Below are 14,111 nucleotides of genomic sequence, written 5' to 3'. Positions count from 1 at the left end.
TGTTTCAGCAAGTTGCGCTAATTTTAGGTAAATATTTCATTGATCTTGCGAAAAATGATATTATGGTCTTATTCGAAGCAGAAACATTAGCTATAACCGATTTCAGGAGGGTTCTTTCTTATGAGTCTAAGCCTACAAATGCTAGGAACAGGCAATGCTTTTGCGAAAAAATATTTTAACAACAATGGCTTGCTGCTAGATGAAAATTACACCCTGCTGATTGATTGCGGGATAACAGCCCCGCTTGCCATGCATAGACTTGGAAAATCCTTCAATGACGTAAATGCTACGCTCATTACACATATTCATGCGGATCACGTTGGAGGGCTGGAAGAGCTTGCGCTAACCTTAAAGCATGTGCACGGTAAAAAAATGACCTTGCTGCTTCCTGAGACACTTATAGAGCCCTTGTGGAACAATACATTAAAGGGAGGCTTGTACCAAGAAGATGCTGTATCTTCCTTATCTGATATCTTCGAAGTTAAGCCCTTGCAGCCTGAAATTACCTACAACCTCTCTCCTACTCTTTCATTAGAGATCGTACAAACACCGCATATTCCCGGCAAAAACAGTTATTCCCTTCTAATAAATAACGAGATTTTTTATAGTGCGGACATGACCTTTCAGCCGGATCTACTGATTAGCCTTGTGCGGGAGCGCGGGATCCGGATCATCCTGCATGACTGCCAATTAGGCGGAACAGGCGTTGTTCACACTACGCTGGAAGAGCTGATGTCTCTGCCTAAAGATGTTCGCGAACGGATCAAGCTCATGCATTATAGCGATGAACAACCAGATTTCGTCGGACTTACAGGAGAGATGGAATTTTTAGAGCAGCATGTGAATTATAAGCTCTGATCTTTGCATATAAAAAAAGCCGTACATAAACGTCTGTTGACGTATGTACGGCTTTTCGTGTTGAACTATGAAAATGTCGGCAAATTATCCAGATTGTTAGTCGGATCTCCATCCGCATCTCCGCGGATATAAGTTTCTCCATCCTTACCTTTAAAAGCGTTCACTCCGGCAATATTTCCGGCCTGTACTTCTTGCAGGGCTTGGTCATACGCCAGCACACGTCCTGTAGAGGTCTGGAAGCTTGTCAAATCGCCATCCCCATTTTTTTGAACAGCTACGAAAGATTCTCGTTCGTTATTTGGCACTTTAGCTCGCCCCTTGCACTTGGATTTGCCATCATTCGGCACATCCTAGCTTGCGTAAAGAGTCCAATAATTATGTGCGCCAATCTTTAAAGCATTTTTTGCATCCGTACATGTAATATACCTGCATCATAGAATGGCTCCGTAGAAATAACTTCATAGCCGAGTTTCTTATAGAAATTCTCTGCCTGACACTGAGCATCTAAAATTGAAGCTTCCAGTCCAAGCTCCCGAGCAAGCTCTTCCATAGCCAGCAACAAGACACGTCCGTATCCTTTGACCCGATAGTCTTTCAATACGGCGATGCGCTGCATTTTAGCAGTACCTGCTTTGTAATAGATCAATCTCCCCGTTGCTACAGGTACCCCTTCATCTATAATCAGAATATGGTGCGCATTCGGACTGATGGCATCGTATTCGTCAATTTCTTCCTCGGCCGGTACCTTTTGTTCCTCAACAAATACTTTAGTGCGGATATCCAGCCCCATCTGAAGCTGTTCCTCTGTAGTTACCCGTAAGATTTCTGCCGCCATGTTAGTTGCAAACTCCTCTCTCTATGTAGCCAACGATAGTTGTCTATTATATAAAATAATGACTAGAAAGAAAAGCCTACATATGGAATCCGTAACCTCTCAGTAGACTAATCCACAGAATATACTTCTTCAGGGATCGAACGGTTATATACGTCTTTCATCACAGGTGATAACGGAGGATACTGACTTTTAGATTTGCCATCCAGATTGGTCATCTCATTGATTTCCATAACTTTTGTGGGTTTCGCCGTAGAACATCCCACTACACCCAGTAGTAACACTAGGCAAACGCCGACTTCCCATTTCACAATTTTAGACATTAAAAAAGCTCCTTTCACCGCAGCTGCAGTTATACTCACTACAGCTTTGACGATTCAGGAGCTTTATAAACAATAGGAGCTATTCATTCCAGTTGCCCTCTTAGAGATTGACGTTTCCAACCAAATGGACTAAATACATCATCCCAACCAGAAAGCCTGCTAAAACAAAATAAGCTGTCCCATATTTCCAACGTGTACTGGCTGGTACATCGTAATACTTATCATTATCATGGACTGTATAGCTGATGTCACAATGCATTTTTAAATGAAGACCATTCTCTAACGTTACTTGCTCCAGCTGCGAAATTCTTACCTTTTCAATAATACATTGCTGTGGCAGTGTAGCTTTGCCATAATAATTCAGCTGATCCCATCTCACCACAACATACTGCTGTCTCTCTAGATCACTGTAGGTGGTAAAAGGTAAATCCCGGCGATGCTCAGCTCCTGGAATCATGTAACCCGCCTCTCTCAAGGGCTCCACTGGAATTAAGAAACCCTTAGTCACAGACTGCGGCCGGTTGTTGTTACGTCTTTTCACAAATTTGTTATACAGATCGTAAGCAAACATTGCCCAGATGATAAAGAACAAAATCGAACGCAAGTAAACGATTATAGCTAAGCCACCGACCAGACCCACAAGCCACAGCCAGCGCGTAACCGCGGTAGCGATACGTCCACCGTCTAGCGGATGGATTGGCAGCAGGTTAATCAAATTAAGCAAAAAGCCTATATAAGCCAGGGAATAAAGAAGCGGACTATCCATATAATATGCCGCTCCAAAAACAGCAGTAGACCCAATAGTACCCAGAATCGGTCCGCCAAAAGCTACATACGCTTCTGTCTTCGCATCCAGCGGATGTTTTTTCATAGTAATTAACGCGCCTAAAAAAGGAATAAATAGCGGAGCGCTGACGGGTAGCCCGATGCGCTTAGCGGCTATAACATGTCCCAATTCATGAACAAGCAAAAGCAGGACGATACCTATGGCAAACCCCCACGGATAAATTAAAGCATATGCCCCTATCGAAACCATCATGGAAATTAACGGCCCGGCAATTTTACCTATTTTCAGCAGAGACAAAATCGCCTTTCCTTTTAACAGGAGCATAGCGGCTCCGCCTCCCAACCATTTCAGCGGAGTAGAAGTATTCTTTTTCTGCTCATTTTGCATTTGCGGCAAGATCACAAGCTCCTTTATCTTTCAATTTTAAAAAAACTGCTAGTATTTCAACAAAGAGTCCTTCCGAATGTATACGATGCAACTTTTAGAAACGTTTCAGCGTCAAACCAACTATCTTGGATAAATTTTACTGCCAGATAAAGAAAGGGTTGGTTCATATGCTCTCTTTTCACTCCAAAGCTTGATTATCCGTCTTAATGCTCTCAACACTTCTACTCCCTGCCACCGTGTCAGCAAACTCTTCATTAACTGTATCGGAGTCGCCTGCGCTCGCCCAAGCTTCCTTTGCTAATACTTCGCAAGTATACTACCAATTTGGCGTTCCAGGCGGAAACATTGGCGGACCTGCGCTGCTCAAAAATGGTGTAATCTACGTAGATGTTCGGGGGATCGCTGAGCAAGCTGGCTTAAAAATGGACTGGGATAAATCCGGCAAACGTGCTCTGTTCAAAGGCTGGACTAAAAGTTTTGCTGTTCGAATCGGGAGTCAAACTGGCGTGCTTGACGGGAAAGCGGTAGATCTAGGAGGAATACCTTTTAAATCCAAAGAAGATGGGATATATGTGCCGGCGCGTTTTATCGTTAAGGCTTTCGAAGGCAGTCATCTCCGTCTGGACTCCACAACGAATACACTTTTAGCGGATAATCTGAAGACCTACAATGTTTTTACAGAATCCTATGGAGGGCGTACCTATACGCTGGTCAAGGCTAATGGTGATTTATATGTCTCACAAGGCAAGGATACGGTGATAAAACTCACTTCACTCCAAACAAACTTTGACTGGGCAGGCATGAAGATCGAGAAAACGGCGGGGGGGGCTGCTAGTCATTAAGATTATTGATTCCTATGGAGAGCCTCATATTAATACACGCGAAATCACACTCATATTCAAAAATGGTGCATTACTACGCAAGGCCACATTCGCTTACCAGTTCAGAGGAGATACGGATTTCAAACCTTATGATGGCAACCTAATCTTGCATGATGGTAATACCTTACGTTTCATCCAAGACGGCACGGGCAATGTAATAGATACTCTTGATCTTGTAAAGCTGGGTGGCGAGGAAGATGCTTACTATGTAGAAGGCATTGATAAAGAAATCTTACTGCTTCGTGGAAATCAGAATGGATTGCTTACCTTAATCGACCGCCAAACAGGCGAGCGAACCCTTTTGTATAAGGAGCTACTCACAGCAAAGGATCAGGAATACGCGGAAAATAACGATGTTCCTTTTAAAGGAGATACTTTGAAATTCGTAAAGCGGAGCGGTGACAAATTGTATTTTATAAATGACTCCCCGCTTACTGGCAAAAAAGAAGTTATCTACTCCATTGAAGCTCATTCCAATAACTCCAAGAATAATACTGATTAGAAAGTACAGCACAAGCATGTGTATTGATTAAAGAACTAATCGAATCCTCCTCAGTGATTATCCCTGAAAATTAACCTTCCTACATATAGGCAAACGCCGTGAACGTTGTAGGCTAAGGACCATAGACTGTTATCAGGATTGAAACATTCGAGGAGGATATCCATGGAATCAAATACAAATTTTCATCAACAGGTCGCTTGGAATTGCATGAATAAATATGTAGGTATAGTAACGACTGATGGTCAATCCTTTGACGGCTTCATCGCTCACGTGGACCAGAACTATATCACCCTTGCGGTTCCCAGCAACGAAATGGTCGATCGTATGAACGGAATGGCTGCTGAGCAATCGAACTATAGACAATTCGGGTTCCAGCCCGGTTTTTACCCAAGACGCCGCTTCTATCCACGCCGTATCCCTTTTTTCGGAATAAGCAGTCTATTTCTACTCCCGTTTTTTATCTGACTCGGTGCAGGGGGATGATGGGTCATCCCCTTTCTAGCTATTAACTACTTAGTCGGAGGAGATAAGAGAAAACACCACTCTACATCTATATTGATTATAAAAAAGAATTGCCATCCTACTCTCTCATATGGTATTATAAATTTCGTCGCAGGACGGTAGCTCAGCGGGAGAGCACTATCTTGACAGGGTAGGGGTCATGGGTTCGAACCCCATCCGTCCTATACGTGAAAGCCTTGATATTCAAGGCTTTTTTTGTTTTCTATTCACTTATCATTCTATTGAAATCCTTCATGATACGAATTTGATACGAATCGTTATTTGCTTTTCATATCAGTTCGCTAGGTCCTCCGGGAAAATATCATCACTTCTACCCTCTAGCCAATTCCTAAATACCGCTTTACTGATATATAATTCCCTTCCTGCTTTTGCAACATGAAATGTGCGTCCCCTAAAAACTCATATAACTTAGCTTGACTCAATTTCATTATTTCCTTTACATGCTTTGGGCGGAGTGTCATCGGGAAGCTTTGCCTATATCTTCTGATCCGTGATGTAATCATATTCGGTTATTATATATCTTTCTTTAATCAAAAATGATTCCATTCGTGGAAGCCTATTTACAATCCTTTCAATTCTCTCCCAGTACTCCTTACGTGCTGCTAAACTATCAACATTGTGTATGGCAATATTCGCGGTCTGGTCCGAAGTTGTTCCCGTGTCGCTTCTCGGAGTAGTTGACCATGCTGCTGTCGTGGCTGCTTCGCGTTCCTCAAAAGTTAGGAATTTATTCTCTCGATACTTATCAAAAGCCGCTTCAACCGCAGCTTGCGTCCGTTCTCTATCTATCTCTGGCAGGAAGCTTTGTTGCACCGGGCAATCCCCCCCTTTGTTAAGAATCCCCCGACCGAAGCCGGGGAGTATACCATCTTAGAACGGTAGATCATCGTCACCTTCAGGTATCGGCGGACCGTTTTCACCAGCGGCAGCGATCACCTCAATGGTTAGTTGATCCTTGTCTTCCAATTCAATCGTACCTTCTGGATTAACCTTTCCTCGTACGCCTTCTCTTGACTCCTCACGATCCTCTTCATCGTCATCACCTCGGAACTCTTCAATGCTCATTTGAGATTCAGCGATTTCCAAGATTACATCTGATCCTGCCTTCCGATAGAATTCATAGGAGTTTTCAGAGGATGTATCACCCTTTACGTGGAACTATAAAAGTTCCTTTTTGGAATCCTTCGTTTGCTTATTGAAATGTGCTGCTATCTGAACTTTCATTTATAATTACTCCTCTCAAATTTGGGTTTTATGAAAAAATAATGTCTGCAGCTAGTGCGATAATTGAAGCAACACATATTGCTGCATATTGCATGCCACGTTGCTTGTAAAGAATAGATTCTTTGTCAGCTGCTGAAATAAAAGATAGGATAGCGATAAAAGCAAAAAATAATTTCAATCCACGTTGACGTCAGTTCCTCCCTCAATCCGTGATATATTAAATAAGAGGTGAATTTTATGAACGGTAAGAAAGTTATCACTATTCTTTTATCCATCTCTTTACTGGGTGTCATTGCTTACTTCGGAATAGCTTATGGATTACTATGGTATATCTTTAATGGGTAAGAAATGAAGATTATCCATCCCCTTTATAAGTTCAGTACAGCCAAACTATCTCTTATATCCTCCTTGTGGGAGAGAGTCTTTTTTTTGAAATTTGTTATAATTAAATAAAAACTTTTAATGAGGTGTTATCTTGCAATATTTTTTTTTAATACCGTTGGCATTTGTTTTGGCAATTCCCTTGGTTTTACTGTTAAAAGGTGATTATGGAACCAAAAACAAGGTTTCAGATAAAACTACTAGCATAGAGAAAAAATTAGACAGAATAATAGAATTACTTGAAAAAGATAAGGATGCATAAGCATTTTTATCTTTTTTCATGTCGCAATATGTATCTACTACTTCATAACCTTTGTGAGAGGAGGGCTATTAACCCTCTCTGTCCATGTATCTTCGTACTGTGAGTATCCGATTTTGAATCTGTTATGAGCCGATTTCAAGCGAGACGAACTGATAAAATAACTCAACTCACTGGGACACTCCCAGCGTATTACGCCATCTTTGATATCTTGATATACAAAGGTAAGGATACGGAGTTTGTACATCTGGAGTCCCGGCTACAAGCAAAAGTAAGAATGAGGAACTGGACCAAATCTGGCATGCTTCGAAGCCCAGTATTTACAGAGTTTATCGTATAAGCACTAATAGACCCTTCAGGCATAAGCTTGACAGGTTATTTTATGTTTGTTCTGAATCTAAATCGCTACGGGACAAACGTGGCAACTCATAATTTCTAACAACACCTAGCCTCTAAAATTGGTCCCTTTTTTTATTAAAGAATTGGTAAAGGCAGGAGTAGACTCAATTGGTGTACTGGGATCAACTGGAAACTATGCGCATCTTAGTAGAGGGGAGCGTTTGCGTGTCCTTGAGCTTGCTGTTAGTTCTGCTGAAGGGATTCCCGTGATGACAAGCATAAGAGCGATTCGAACTTCAGAAGTACTTCGATTAGCGGAAGATGTACAACAAGCTGGGGCAAGTGCAGTACTCTTGGCTCCTATCTCCTATCAGGCACTAACAGATGAAGAGGTGTTTTTTCTATACGAGCATGTGACAAGTTCACTCTCCATTCCACTTTGTGTTTATGATAATCCCGTCACTTCACATTTCCATTTCAGTGATGAGCTGCACAGCAAAATTGCTAGGTTACCTAATGTTTGTTCCATTAAGATTCCCGTCATACCGTCAGAATCTGATAAAGCCAAGTTACGTGTAGAAAAACTCAGAGCTGTCATTCCACTCCATGTTACGTTTGGAATAAGCGGGAATCCATCCGCATATCTAGGCTTGAGTGCAGGTTGTGACTTATGGTACTCAGTGCTAGGTGGTTTATTTCCGAGGTTATGTCTAGATATCACAAGAATGACTCAAAGTGGCCATTTAGAAGAAGCACAACACCTTTCAAAATTACTAGAACCGATCTGGAAGTTATTCAATAGCTACGGTAGCCTTCGAGTGATTTCAGCAGCTGCTGAAATAATTGGCTTAATTAAAAGTCCTAGTCTTCCCTTGCCTTTACAACCATTAAACAAATCCGTTAGGAATCACCTGAATATCATTCTAAAGGAATTAAAGTTTACTGTATAAACTTAATATAATTCATTGGGAAGTATATATGCTGCTCTATAACACTGGTAAGGATCGTTAGTTTTCATCAATATAACAAATACCCCATCAACCTTAAGTGATTGACGGGGTATTTGTTATAGACATGCTTATGCCAAAATCACGCTTAAAATATTACAACATTGTCAATTGTCAACTATTTTGCGTTCATTAACAATGAAGTGGGTATTTTATGAATATAATCATCTTATGCAAGGGGGCTTTAATATGAATCTCACACTGATTTTTCACGCAATTGAAACAGAATTACAACTACAAATACATTTAGTCAGTGGAGAGACATATGTTGGTTTTTGTCAGGAGAGCGACTCTTCAGGTTACTTCACAATAAGAACTAAGAGTGGTTTATTTTCTTTTCCTTCTTGGGCGATCAAACGGATTAAAGAAGTGTGATATCGTAGGTTATTTAATGCATGCTCTAAATTCAAATCACTCCCAAACAAAATGAGATCCAGCTAGTTTAATAGATCCGGTGTATCCCCCTCTACAATCCCACCATAATCCATAAGATGACCTATTGGATCTTGTTCCAAACGAAACCAATCCAAGTATGAGTATCCATAGAGTTGCTGGATTCCCCACAATAAAGTATGTCTCTCTGTATTGAAAATCTTTATTGTTCATCAGTACAAAAACTGCTTGTTCTCCGAACTATCTATTTCTTCGCAACCAATCGTTCTTCTGCTTTAAAGTCCTTCTTAATAACTTTATTGTTGTTCATGTAATTATCCCACGAATCATACTTACAATTAGGTGAAAAGTTATGACTAATCACATCGATGTAAATACGACACTAAGTAAACACTTCCCGCTTCTGGCACATTTTTATTGTAAAGACACTTCTTGCATTGTAGCTGTGGCTCTTGAAGAAGAACGTGGACAAAATTGAGATTAACTCCTGACTGTCCTTGGTGAAAGGGGAAGTATCCGATCTTTTTACAACTCCATAACAACTATCCTCCTAATTCTATAATAACTTGGTGTTAAGATGTATAAAGATTCATCATCTTAGATCCCAATGGAGGTAATCCGATTGAACAAGAAAAAGCGGTTCGCTACATTAGTTGTTATCCTGTTTTCAGCTGGTGTGCTTGCAGCCAGTGCTCTGATCGTCCCCAGCCTGATGAATTCCGTAGTTTTCGCCAAGAACAGTTCGTCAATTCAGGGCAGTAACCGGCTGGCTTTGAGCGAAAGCACGATACCCGTGCTAAAGGTGGAGGCGCCGGCGCCGGTATCCACCATACAACAAGACCTGTATCAACAGATGACAGCGGCGCAAATCCAGCAAATCTATGACTTTATAGACAAGGCAGAAGATCCCCATATTTCAGGTCGGGAACAAACCGAATCCGAAATCAACCGCAGACAAGTGTTGGACGATAAGTATGTGTATGACGGCCTCCGCCCCAAGCAGCAGCTGCCGTTAAAGGCTGGACAAGCAGATATGTATCTAGATTTAGAAACCAATACGTACACCTACCCGGAGAGGAGTATGACTGATGAGGAACTGTTACAGCTGATTGACTGGTACTACCGGCTGAATTACTTCGTGTCAAAACGAAATCCGCCTGTGCCTCAGCTTCAGCCTCAGAAAATCAGCCAGGTTGAAGCTGAGGCACTAGCCTCTGACAGTGTGCGCAAGCTGTTCGATGCCGACGTGTCCAAGCTAAAAATATCGAGAATGCTGATTGAGCTGGGAATAAACAAACGTCCAACCTGGACAGTTCATTTTGCTCCTTACAAGAATCTTACCCTGCTCGGATCAGGCGAGGTATTCTGGGAATATGATGTGTTGATTAATGCAACAACCGGTGCCGTAGAGGATACGACAGCCATTAATTTGGCACTGAAGAGAACTCCCATCGACGACGACGCAGCCGGCACCATCCAGAAGGATGCCAGTTGGATTCATAAAGCCGTGCAGGTCATCACGGACAAACAGGGAGAAACAAGAACCATTGTCAAAGCTTATCTAACCGACACCGAGTTTAACAACAAACGCGGAATGGTGGATGTTAAACTGTTGTTGGAAGATGGAAGTAGCTATATCGCGGAGTTCCGCTATCCCGATCAGACCCTTCGTTGCCTAATCTATGAAGCTTCTGACAAAGCCAATTAAGCGGAAACGTTACAGAAATACAGCAGTCGGGGCACCGCCGCCACACTGACTTTTTCAAGACCAGTTATTAATGTAATTGTGAGTATTGCGCGAACACCAGATGGTTCTGGTTCAGGTTGATCTGCCTTCTGAGGGGTAGCTGATGCTTCGTTTGAAACTTAACTTTCCATTATTATTCAATGTAGTAACTACATAAAAATTGGTCTTACCGTTAGAAACTGATATATCTAAAAACCTATCTTATTACCAAGAAGCACAGTAGATGAAATATACAACATTAAAGGTTCTGTCTCTAAGAGCAGTATCTGTCGATATGGTGCAGAGGTTACATTTAAAGATGAGATCGGATATCCATATGAGTATGGTGTCTGTAAAACAACCTTTCTGTGATGCTTTAAAGTAATTAATATTTATAACTGTCAAATCATTTCATGTGTAGGTATGACTATTGTGCTACACTTCATTCGTATGTTCGAAGGTTCCACCATTTGTAAAATCTAGTGGCCCAAGAATTTCCTACTGTGCATCAAATCTCAGTCGAATGAATAGTACTCAGCAGCCTGATTCTTGTAAATATTACCATTTGATTATAAAATCAAACAAAGGCGGTGTTAACAATGAGATTAGTACTATTCATGTTGGCTGGAGTAGGCGCGATTTTCTATCTCTCATTAGGAATCATCATTGTAAAGGTAATCCTTACAAGTAAATTACCAAATAATAATTACACTCCATTTGACTACATCACGGCCCAATCTCCTGTTGAATTTCACGATGAGAAAAAAGAGATAGAAGAAAATGCGGACCATGGTGATGATAAGGATAAAAACATCATTTCGTTATCAAAACGACGACCTTCTCTTCCCTGATGCGCAATAGGCTGCTACTTCTTCATAACCTTTGGGAGAGGATTGCTGTAACCTCCTCTATCCCTTAATGTCATGTATCTTCGTACTACGTTTCACTCAATCATTTTTTGTTAAACTAAATTTAGATTTTGGTAATTTGTTTAGAGAGGAATTAATGATATGAAAATATCTATCCAAACATTCTTAATCACCATGTCTTTGGTATTTGGAATTATCATCGTACAAAAAGGCCTTCAATTAATTTTTTCATCTTCAGTACTTATTAGATCACTAAATGTTGTAATGATTATTATTCTTTCTGGTTGTATTGGCGCTTTTATAAGAACATTACTTCTGCCAAAAGAGAAATAGGCTGCATTACCGCTAGATAGCATCTATACTTCGCAATATACGTCTACTTCGTCATAACCTTTGGAGGGATACTCCTACTCCTTTAATGATCTGTATCTTCGTACTGTGACATAAAAAAACTCTTACGTTATAATAGTGTTGAATTAAATATTGAAGGGACTGAACTATGCGCAGATATCGATATCTTAACCCCAAAATAAATAGATAATGGAGGTAATATATTGATTACAGAAATACAAACCAAAAGACTAAAATTAAGAAAAATGAAATTATCTGACTCTGCTAGTTTGTTTAACATTTGGTCTGATCCTGAGGTTACAAAGTTTATGAATATCAATAGTTTCACTGATGAAAGCCAAGCAGTAGAAATGATTAAAATTCTTAATAACCTGTCTTTGGAAAGCAAAGCTATTCGTTATTCCATAATCGAGTTAGAATCAAATCGCATAATTGGTTCCTGCGGTTATAATTCTATAGATTCTTCAAACGCTAAAGCAGAGATTGGATACGATATTAGTAAAGATTATTGGGGCAAGGGATATGCTCCTGAGGCCATTCAATCTCTGATGGATTATGCGTTCAACACTTTAAATTTCAACAGGATAGAAGCAAAAGTCGAACCCGAAAACAATAATTCCATAAGAGTTTTGCAAAAGTTAAACTATACATTCGAAGGAACAATGAGAAAGTGCGAAATGTCCAAAGGAAAGTTTATTGATTTAAGCATTTTCTCAAAATTAGTAACAGAGTAACTTTTAATGGGTGGGCCTACATTTTTATGGTGTAGGCCTTTTATTTACTTCACGTTGCTCAACTAAATGCGTACTGTGTATTAAGTAGAGCAACTGTTGTCACATCTTCCAAACGTAGAGGGCTAGACAGACTCTCCTAGCCTCTTTTTTTGAAACCAGTAAATTAACACCTCTTTACCGAAAAGATAGCTAGATAAAATCTCGACACAGCCGATTCCGGATCGAGCTTAACCGCCTTCTGCCAGCAGCTCTGAGCTTCTGTTTACAGATATTCAAATTAGGTATTTATTGATAATATTTATTCCTTAAGGAGGTGGACGCACTGTTAATGATCTTTGATAAGTTATTTAATATTTCCAAGGTTGCTGCATATGCAACAATTGCGATGTACACATTCTTCCAGTTTGTACTTACAAAACATAATACGGTAAATGATTTAATCAATAGCAACCTTTTAGTTTATGTCGTAGCTGCTGCTATTCTTGAAGCATTACATAATCTATATGACTTTTTATGTGGTCATCTAGAGCGGTAATTCTACTACTACCAAACCTCACCAGCCCAACGTTCCGTTTCCGTTACTTCAATACCTCGACGAAAATAACTCGGAAATACGGGAGCGCGACCGCATGGGTCGCGGGCTCTCCCAAACTGACGATATGTTCGCTAGACAGTTGATTTCCACCGATCGCCTCACTTTCTTTTAATAAACTTTGGCCATACGCAGTACGTGTCAGTGCCATCGGGCCAAAGCTTACCCAGGCACACATCATGGCGCAACAATGGATAGATTTACTTTATTGGTCCCTATTAATCATCTATTTTTTATATGGAGCACTTAATTGACCATCTATTGATTACATTGTATAATACAGGTATATTATGTAAAATAAAGGCAGGTGAGGCTGTTGGATGGAAATATCGATTTAGATTTAGATATAAATCTTCTAGATCTTGATCCAGCCGTAAAAGTTCTTAAAATGATATATTCTTTTGAAAGCTGGCCCAATCTTCTAAAACTAGCAGATACCTTTTTCAACCGAATAACTCAAATTTATAATAATTACACACATAATAATGAACTGGAACTAAAACACCAACGACCTTTAATTTATTATTATGGATACAGCTTGCTTATGTTGGGACTAGCCCACAAAGAAATTGAAAATTATGATAAAGCTCGAACTTACATTAAAGCTTATAGCGATTTGAGTTGGTTCAAGGGATTAGATGCTGAAGGATTAAATGAGGTAGCCTATTATAAGTACATATCAGAACCAAATCTTTTAGAAGTAGAAGTGCTTTCTGGAAATATTCAATTCATAGATCGCTATGTTTCGTTCCTTTTATCCAACTCTAAAGAAGTTCTACCAGGACTAATAACTTTGTTAAAGGCAGCTACTAATTTTGATTTAAACATTGAATCTCATTTAGCTCTTTTCTCTAATAGAATTTCAAAATTTGAGGATACCGCTGCTGATGAAATTATAATAAATTCCTACCAAGAAACTTTTTTTATTAATATGATCAGATATAAAACAAAAATTCAAGATTATAATACAGCTATCAAATATAGCATGAAATTATTAGATTCTGCAGAGGTCACAAACTCTGATAAAATCTTTAAACAAGCAGTAGTATACTTCGAATCATTACGTTCATGTGCTGATGCTACTCAGATTAAAGATTTTGAAGAGAAAATAATAAATTTCAAAGAAAGGGTTGAGTCTCTGTGA

General features: G+C 39.9%; 19 protein-coding genes and 1 tRNA gene. 14 read left to right on the top strand and 6 right to left on the bottom strand.

Going from position 1 to position 14,111, the window contains the following annotated elements; translation table 11 throughout:
* Positions 1-120: 120 nt before the first annotated feature.
* Entirely contained in the window at positions 121-858 is a 738-nt protein-coding gene (locus MKZ16_RS13090; RefSeq protein WP_076104781.1) for an MBL fold metallo-hydrolase, read from the top strand.
* Between the two features lie 65 nt (positions 859-923).
* Here the strand turns inward: MKZ16_RS13090 and MKZ16_RS13085 are convergent, their stop codons facing one another.
* The 4 genes from MKZ16_RS13085 to MKZ16_RS13070 form a co-directional block, all read right to left on the bottom strand.
* Complete coding sequence (locus tag MKZ16_RS13085; RefSeq protein ID WP_036686113.1) at positions 924-1,163, bottom strand: DUF3892 domain-containing protein; 240 nt, start codon at positions 1,161-1,163, stop codon at positions 924-926.
* A gap of 86 nt (positions 1,164-1,249) precedes the next feature.
* A complete protein-coding gene (locus MKZ16_RS13080) occupies positions 1,250-1,693 on the bottom strand; it encodes a GNAT family N-acetyltransferase (RefSeq protein WP_036686111.1) in 444 nt (147 codons plus the stop codon).
* 107 nt (positions 1,694-1,800) lie between these two features.
* Positions 1,801-2,013, bottom strand: a complete 213-nt coding sequence (locus MKZ16_RS13075; protein ID WP_036686109.1) for a hypothetical protein — start codon at positions 2,011-2,013, stop codon at positions 1,801-1,803.
* Between the two features lie 100 nt (positions 2,014-2,113).
* A complete protein-coding gene (locus MKZ16_RS13070) occupies positions 2,114-3,187 on the bottom strand; it encodes a site-2 protease family protein (RefSeq protein ID WP_036686564.1) in 1,074 nt (357 codons plus the stop codon).
* A gap of 236 nt (positions 3,188-3,423) precedes the next feature.
* On the opposite strand from MKZ16_RS13070, the gene MKZ16_RS13065 reads away from it, so the two are divergent.
* The 4 genes from MKZ16_RS13065 to MKZ16_RS13050 all read left to right on the top strand — a co-directional run bounded on the left by MKZ16_RS13065 (position 3,424) and on the right by MKZ16_RS13050 (position 5,256).
* Positions 3,424-4,029: a copper amine oxidase N-terminal domain-containing protein gene (locus MKZ16_RS13065; protein WP_178944257.1), complete on the top strand. Its 606-nt coding sequence runs from the start codon at positions 3,424-3,426 to the stop codon at positions 4,027-4,029.
* Positions 4,030-4,174: 145 nt separating this feature from the next.
* Positions 4,175-4,570, top strand: coding sequence for a hypothetical protein (locus MKZ16_RS13060; RefSeq protein WP_076104779.1), 396 nt, complete (start codon positions 4,175-4,177; stop codon positions 4,568-4,570).
* Between the two features lie 162 nt (positions 4,571-4,732).
* Complete coding sequence (locus MKZ16_RS13055; protein ID WP_076104778.1) at positions 4,733-5,035, top strand: phosphatidylinositol kinase; 303 nt, start codon at positions 4,733-4,735, stop codon at positions 5,033-5,035.
* Positions 5,036-5,184: 149 nt separating this feature from the next.
* A tRNA-Val gene (locus MKZ16_RS13050) sits at positions 5,185-5,256 on the top strand.
* Between the two features lie 310 nt (positions 5,257-5,566).
* On the opposite strand, the gene MKZ16_RS13045 is transcribed toward MKZ16_RS13050, so the two are convergent.
* Together MKZ16_RS13045 and MKZ16_RS13040 are read right to left on the bottom strand one after the other, a co-directional pair.
* A complete protein-coding gene (locus tag MKZ16_RS13045; RefSeq protein ID WP_076104777.1) occupies positions 5,567-5,905 on the bottom strand; it encodes an ArpU family phage packaging/lysis transcriptional regulator in 339 nt (112 codons plus the stop codon).
* A gap of 57 nt (positions 5,906-5,962) precedes the next feature.
* Positions 5,963-6,157 carry a hypothetical protein gene (locus MKZ16_RS13040; protein WP_143759042.1) on the bottom strand — a complete coding sequence of 65 codons (195 nt, stop codon included), beginning with the start codon at positions 6,155-6,157 and terminating at the stop codon, positions 5,963-5,965.
* A gap of 634 nt (positions 6,158-6,791) precedes the next feature.
* Between MKZ16_RS13040 and MKZ16_RS13035 the strand changes: the two genes are divergently transcribed.
* The 9 genes from MKZ16_RS13035 to MKZ16_RS12995 all read left to right on the top strand — a co-directional run bounded on the left by MKZ16_RS13035 (position 6,792) and on the right by MKZ16_RS12995 (position 14,111).
* The gene (locus tag MKZ16_RS13035) at positions 6,792-6,959 is read left to right on the top strand and encodes a hypothetical protein (RefSeq protein ID WP_254924592.1); all 168 of its coding nucleotides are present in this window, start codon (positions 6,792-6,794) and stop codon (positions 6,957-6,959) included.
* 455 nt (positions 6,960-7,414) lie between these two features.
* A complete protein-coding gene (locus tag MKZ16_RS13030) occupies positions 7,415-8,245 on the top strand; it encodes a dihydrodipicolinate synthase family protein (protein ID WP_081393384.1) in 831 nt (276 codons plus the stop codon).
* A gap of 246 nt (positions 8,246-8,491) precedes the next feature.
* Positions 8,492-8,677, top strand: a complete 186-nt coding sequence (locus MKZ16_RS13025) for a hypothetical protein (RefSeq protein WP_038570197.1) — start codon at positions 8,492-8,494, stop codon at positions 8,675-8,677.
* 370 nt (positions 8,678-9,047) lie between these two features.
* Entirely contained in the window at positions 9,048-9,173 is a 126-nt protein-coding gene (locus MKZ16_RS13020; RefSeq protein WP_256715481.1) for a hypothetical protein, read from the top strand.
* A gap of 144 nt (positions 9,174-9,317) precedes the next feature.
* Positions 9,318-10,403 (top strand): hypothetical protein, encoded by a 1,086-nt coding sequence (locus MKZ16_RS13015; RefSeq protein WP_256715480.1) that lies wholly within the window; start codon positions 9,318-9,320, stop codon positions 10,401-10,403.
* A 617-nt stretch (positions 10,404-11,020) separates the two neighbouring features.
* Positions 11,021-11,272 (top strand): hypothetical protein, encoded by a 252-nt coding sequence (locus MKZ16_RS13010; RefSeq protein WP_076104774.1) that lies wholly within the window; start codon positions 11,021-11,023, stop codon positions 11,270-11,272.
* Positions 11,273-11,844: 572 nt separating this feature from the next.
* A complete protein-coding gene (locus MKZ16_RS13005; protein WP_036686017.1) occupies positions 11,845-12,375 on the top strand; it encodes a GNAT family protein in 531 nt (176 codons plus the stop codon).
* 313 nt (positions 12,376-12,688) lie between these two features.
* Entirely contained in the window at positions 12,689-12,910 is a 222-nt protein-coding gene (locus tag MKZ16_RS13000) for a hypothetical protein (RefSeq protein WP_141240305.1), read from the top strand.
* Between the two features lie 373 nt (positions 12,911-13,283).
* A complete protein-coding gene (locus MKZ16_RS12995; RefSeq protein ID WP_038570183.1) occupies positions 13,284-14,111 on the top strand; it encodes a hypothetical protein in 828 nt (275 codons plus the stop codon).

This window comes from Paenibacillus sp. FSL R5-0928 (assembly GCF_037970385.1).
Taxonomy (GTDB): domain Bacteria; phylum Bacillota; class Bacilli; order Paenibacillales; family Paenibacillaceae; genus Paenibacillus_AQ; species Paenibacillus_AQ odorifer.
The sequence above is the reverse complement of the archived record's forward strand: the minus strand, read 5'-3'. Positions and strand labels throughout refer to the sequence as shown.

Excerpts from the sequence above, each read along its gene's own strand:
- MKZ16_RS13010 (WP_076104774.1), top strand. The coding sequence starts at position 11,021 with ATGAGATTAGTACTATTCATGTTGGCTGGAGTAGGCGCGATTTTCTAT.
- MKZ16_RS13090 (WP_076104781.1), top strand. The coding sequence starts at position 121 with ATGAGTCTAAGCCTACAAATGCTAGGAACAGGCAATGCTTTTGCGAAA.
- MKZ16_RS13070 (WP_036686564.1), bottom strand. The coding sequence starts at position 3,187 with ATGCAAAATGAGCAGAAAAAGAATACTTCTACTCCGCTGAAATGGTTG.
- MKZ16_RS13080 (WP_036686111.1), bottom strand. The coding sequence starts at position 1,693 with ATGGCGGCAGAAATCTTACGGGTAACTACAGAGGAACAGCTTCAGATG.
- MKZ16_RS13025 (WP_038570197.1), top strand. The coding sequence starts at position 8,492 with ATGAATCTCACACTGATTTTTCACGCAATTGAAACAGAATTACAACTA.
- MKZ16_RS13040 (WP_143759042.1), bottom strand. The coding sequence starts at position 6,157 with ATGAGCATTGAAGAGTTCCGAGGTGATGACGATGAAGAGGATCGTGAG.
- MKZ16_RS13075 (WP_036686109.1), bottom strand. The coding sequence starts at position 2,013 with ATGTCTAAAATTGTGAAATGGGAAGTCGGCGTTTGCCTAGTGTTACTA.
- MKZ16_RS13020 (WP_256715481.1), top strand. The coding sequence starts at position 9,048 with ATGACTAATCACATCGATGTAAATACGACACTAAGTAAACACTTCCCG.
- MKZ16_RS13055 (WP_076104778.1), top strand. The coding sequence starts at position 4,733 with ATGGAATCAAATACAAATTTTCATCAACAGGTCGCTTGGAATTGCATG.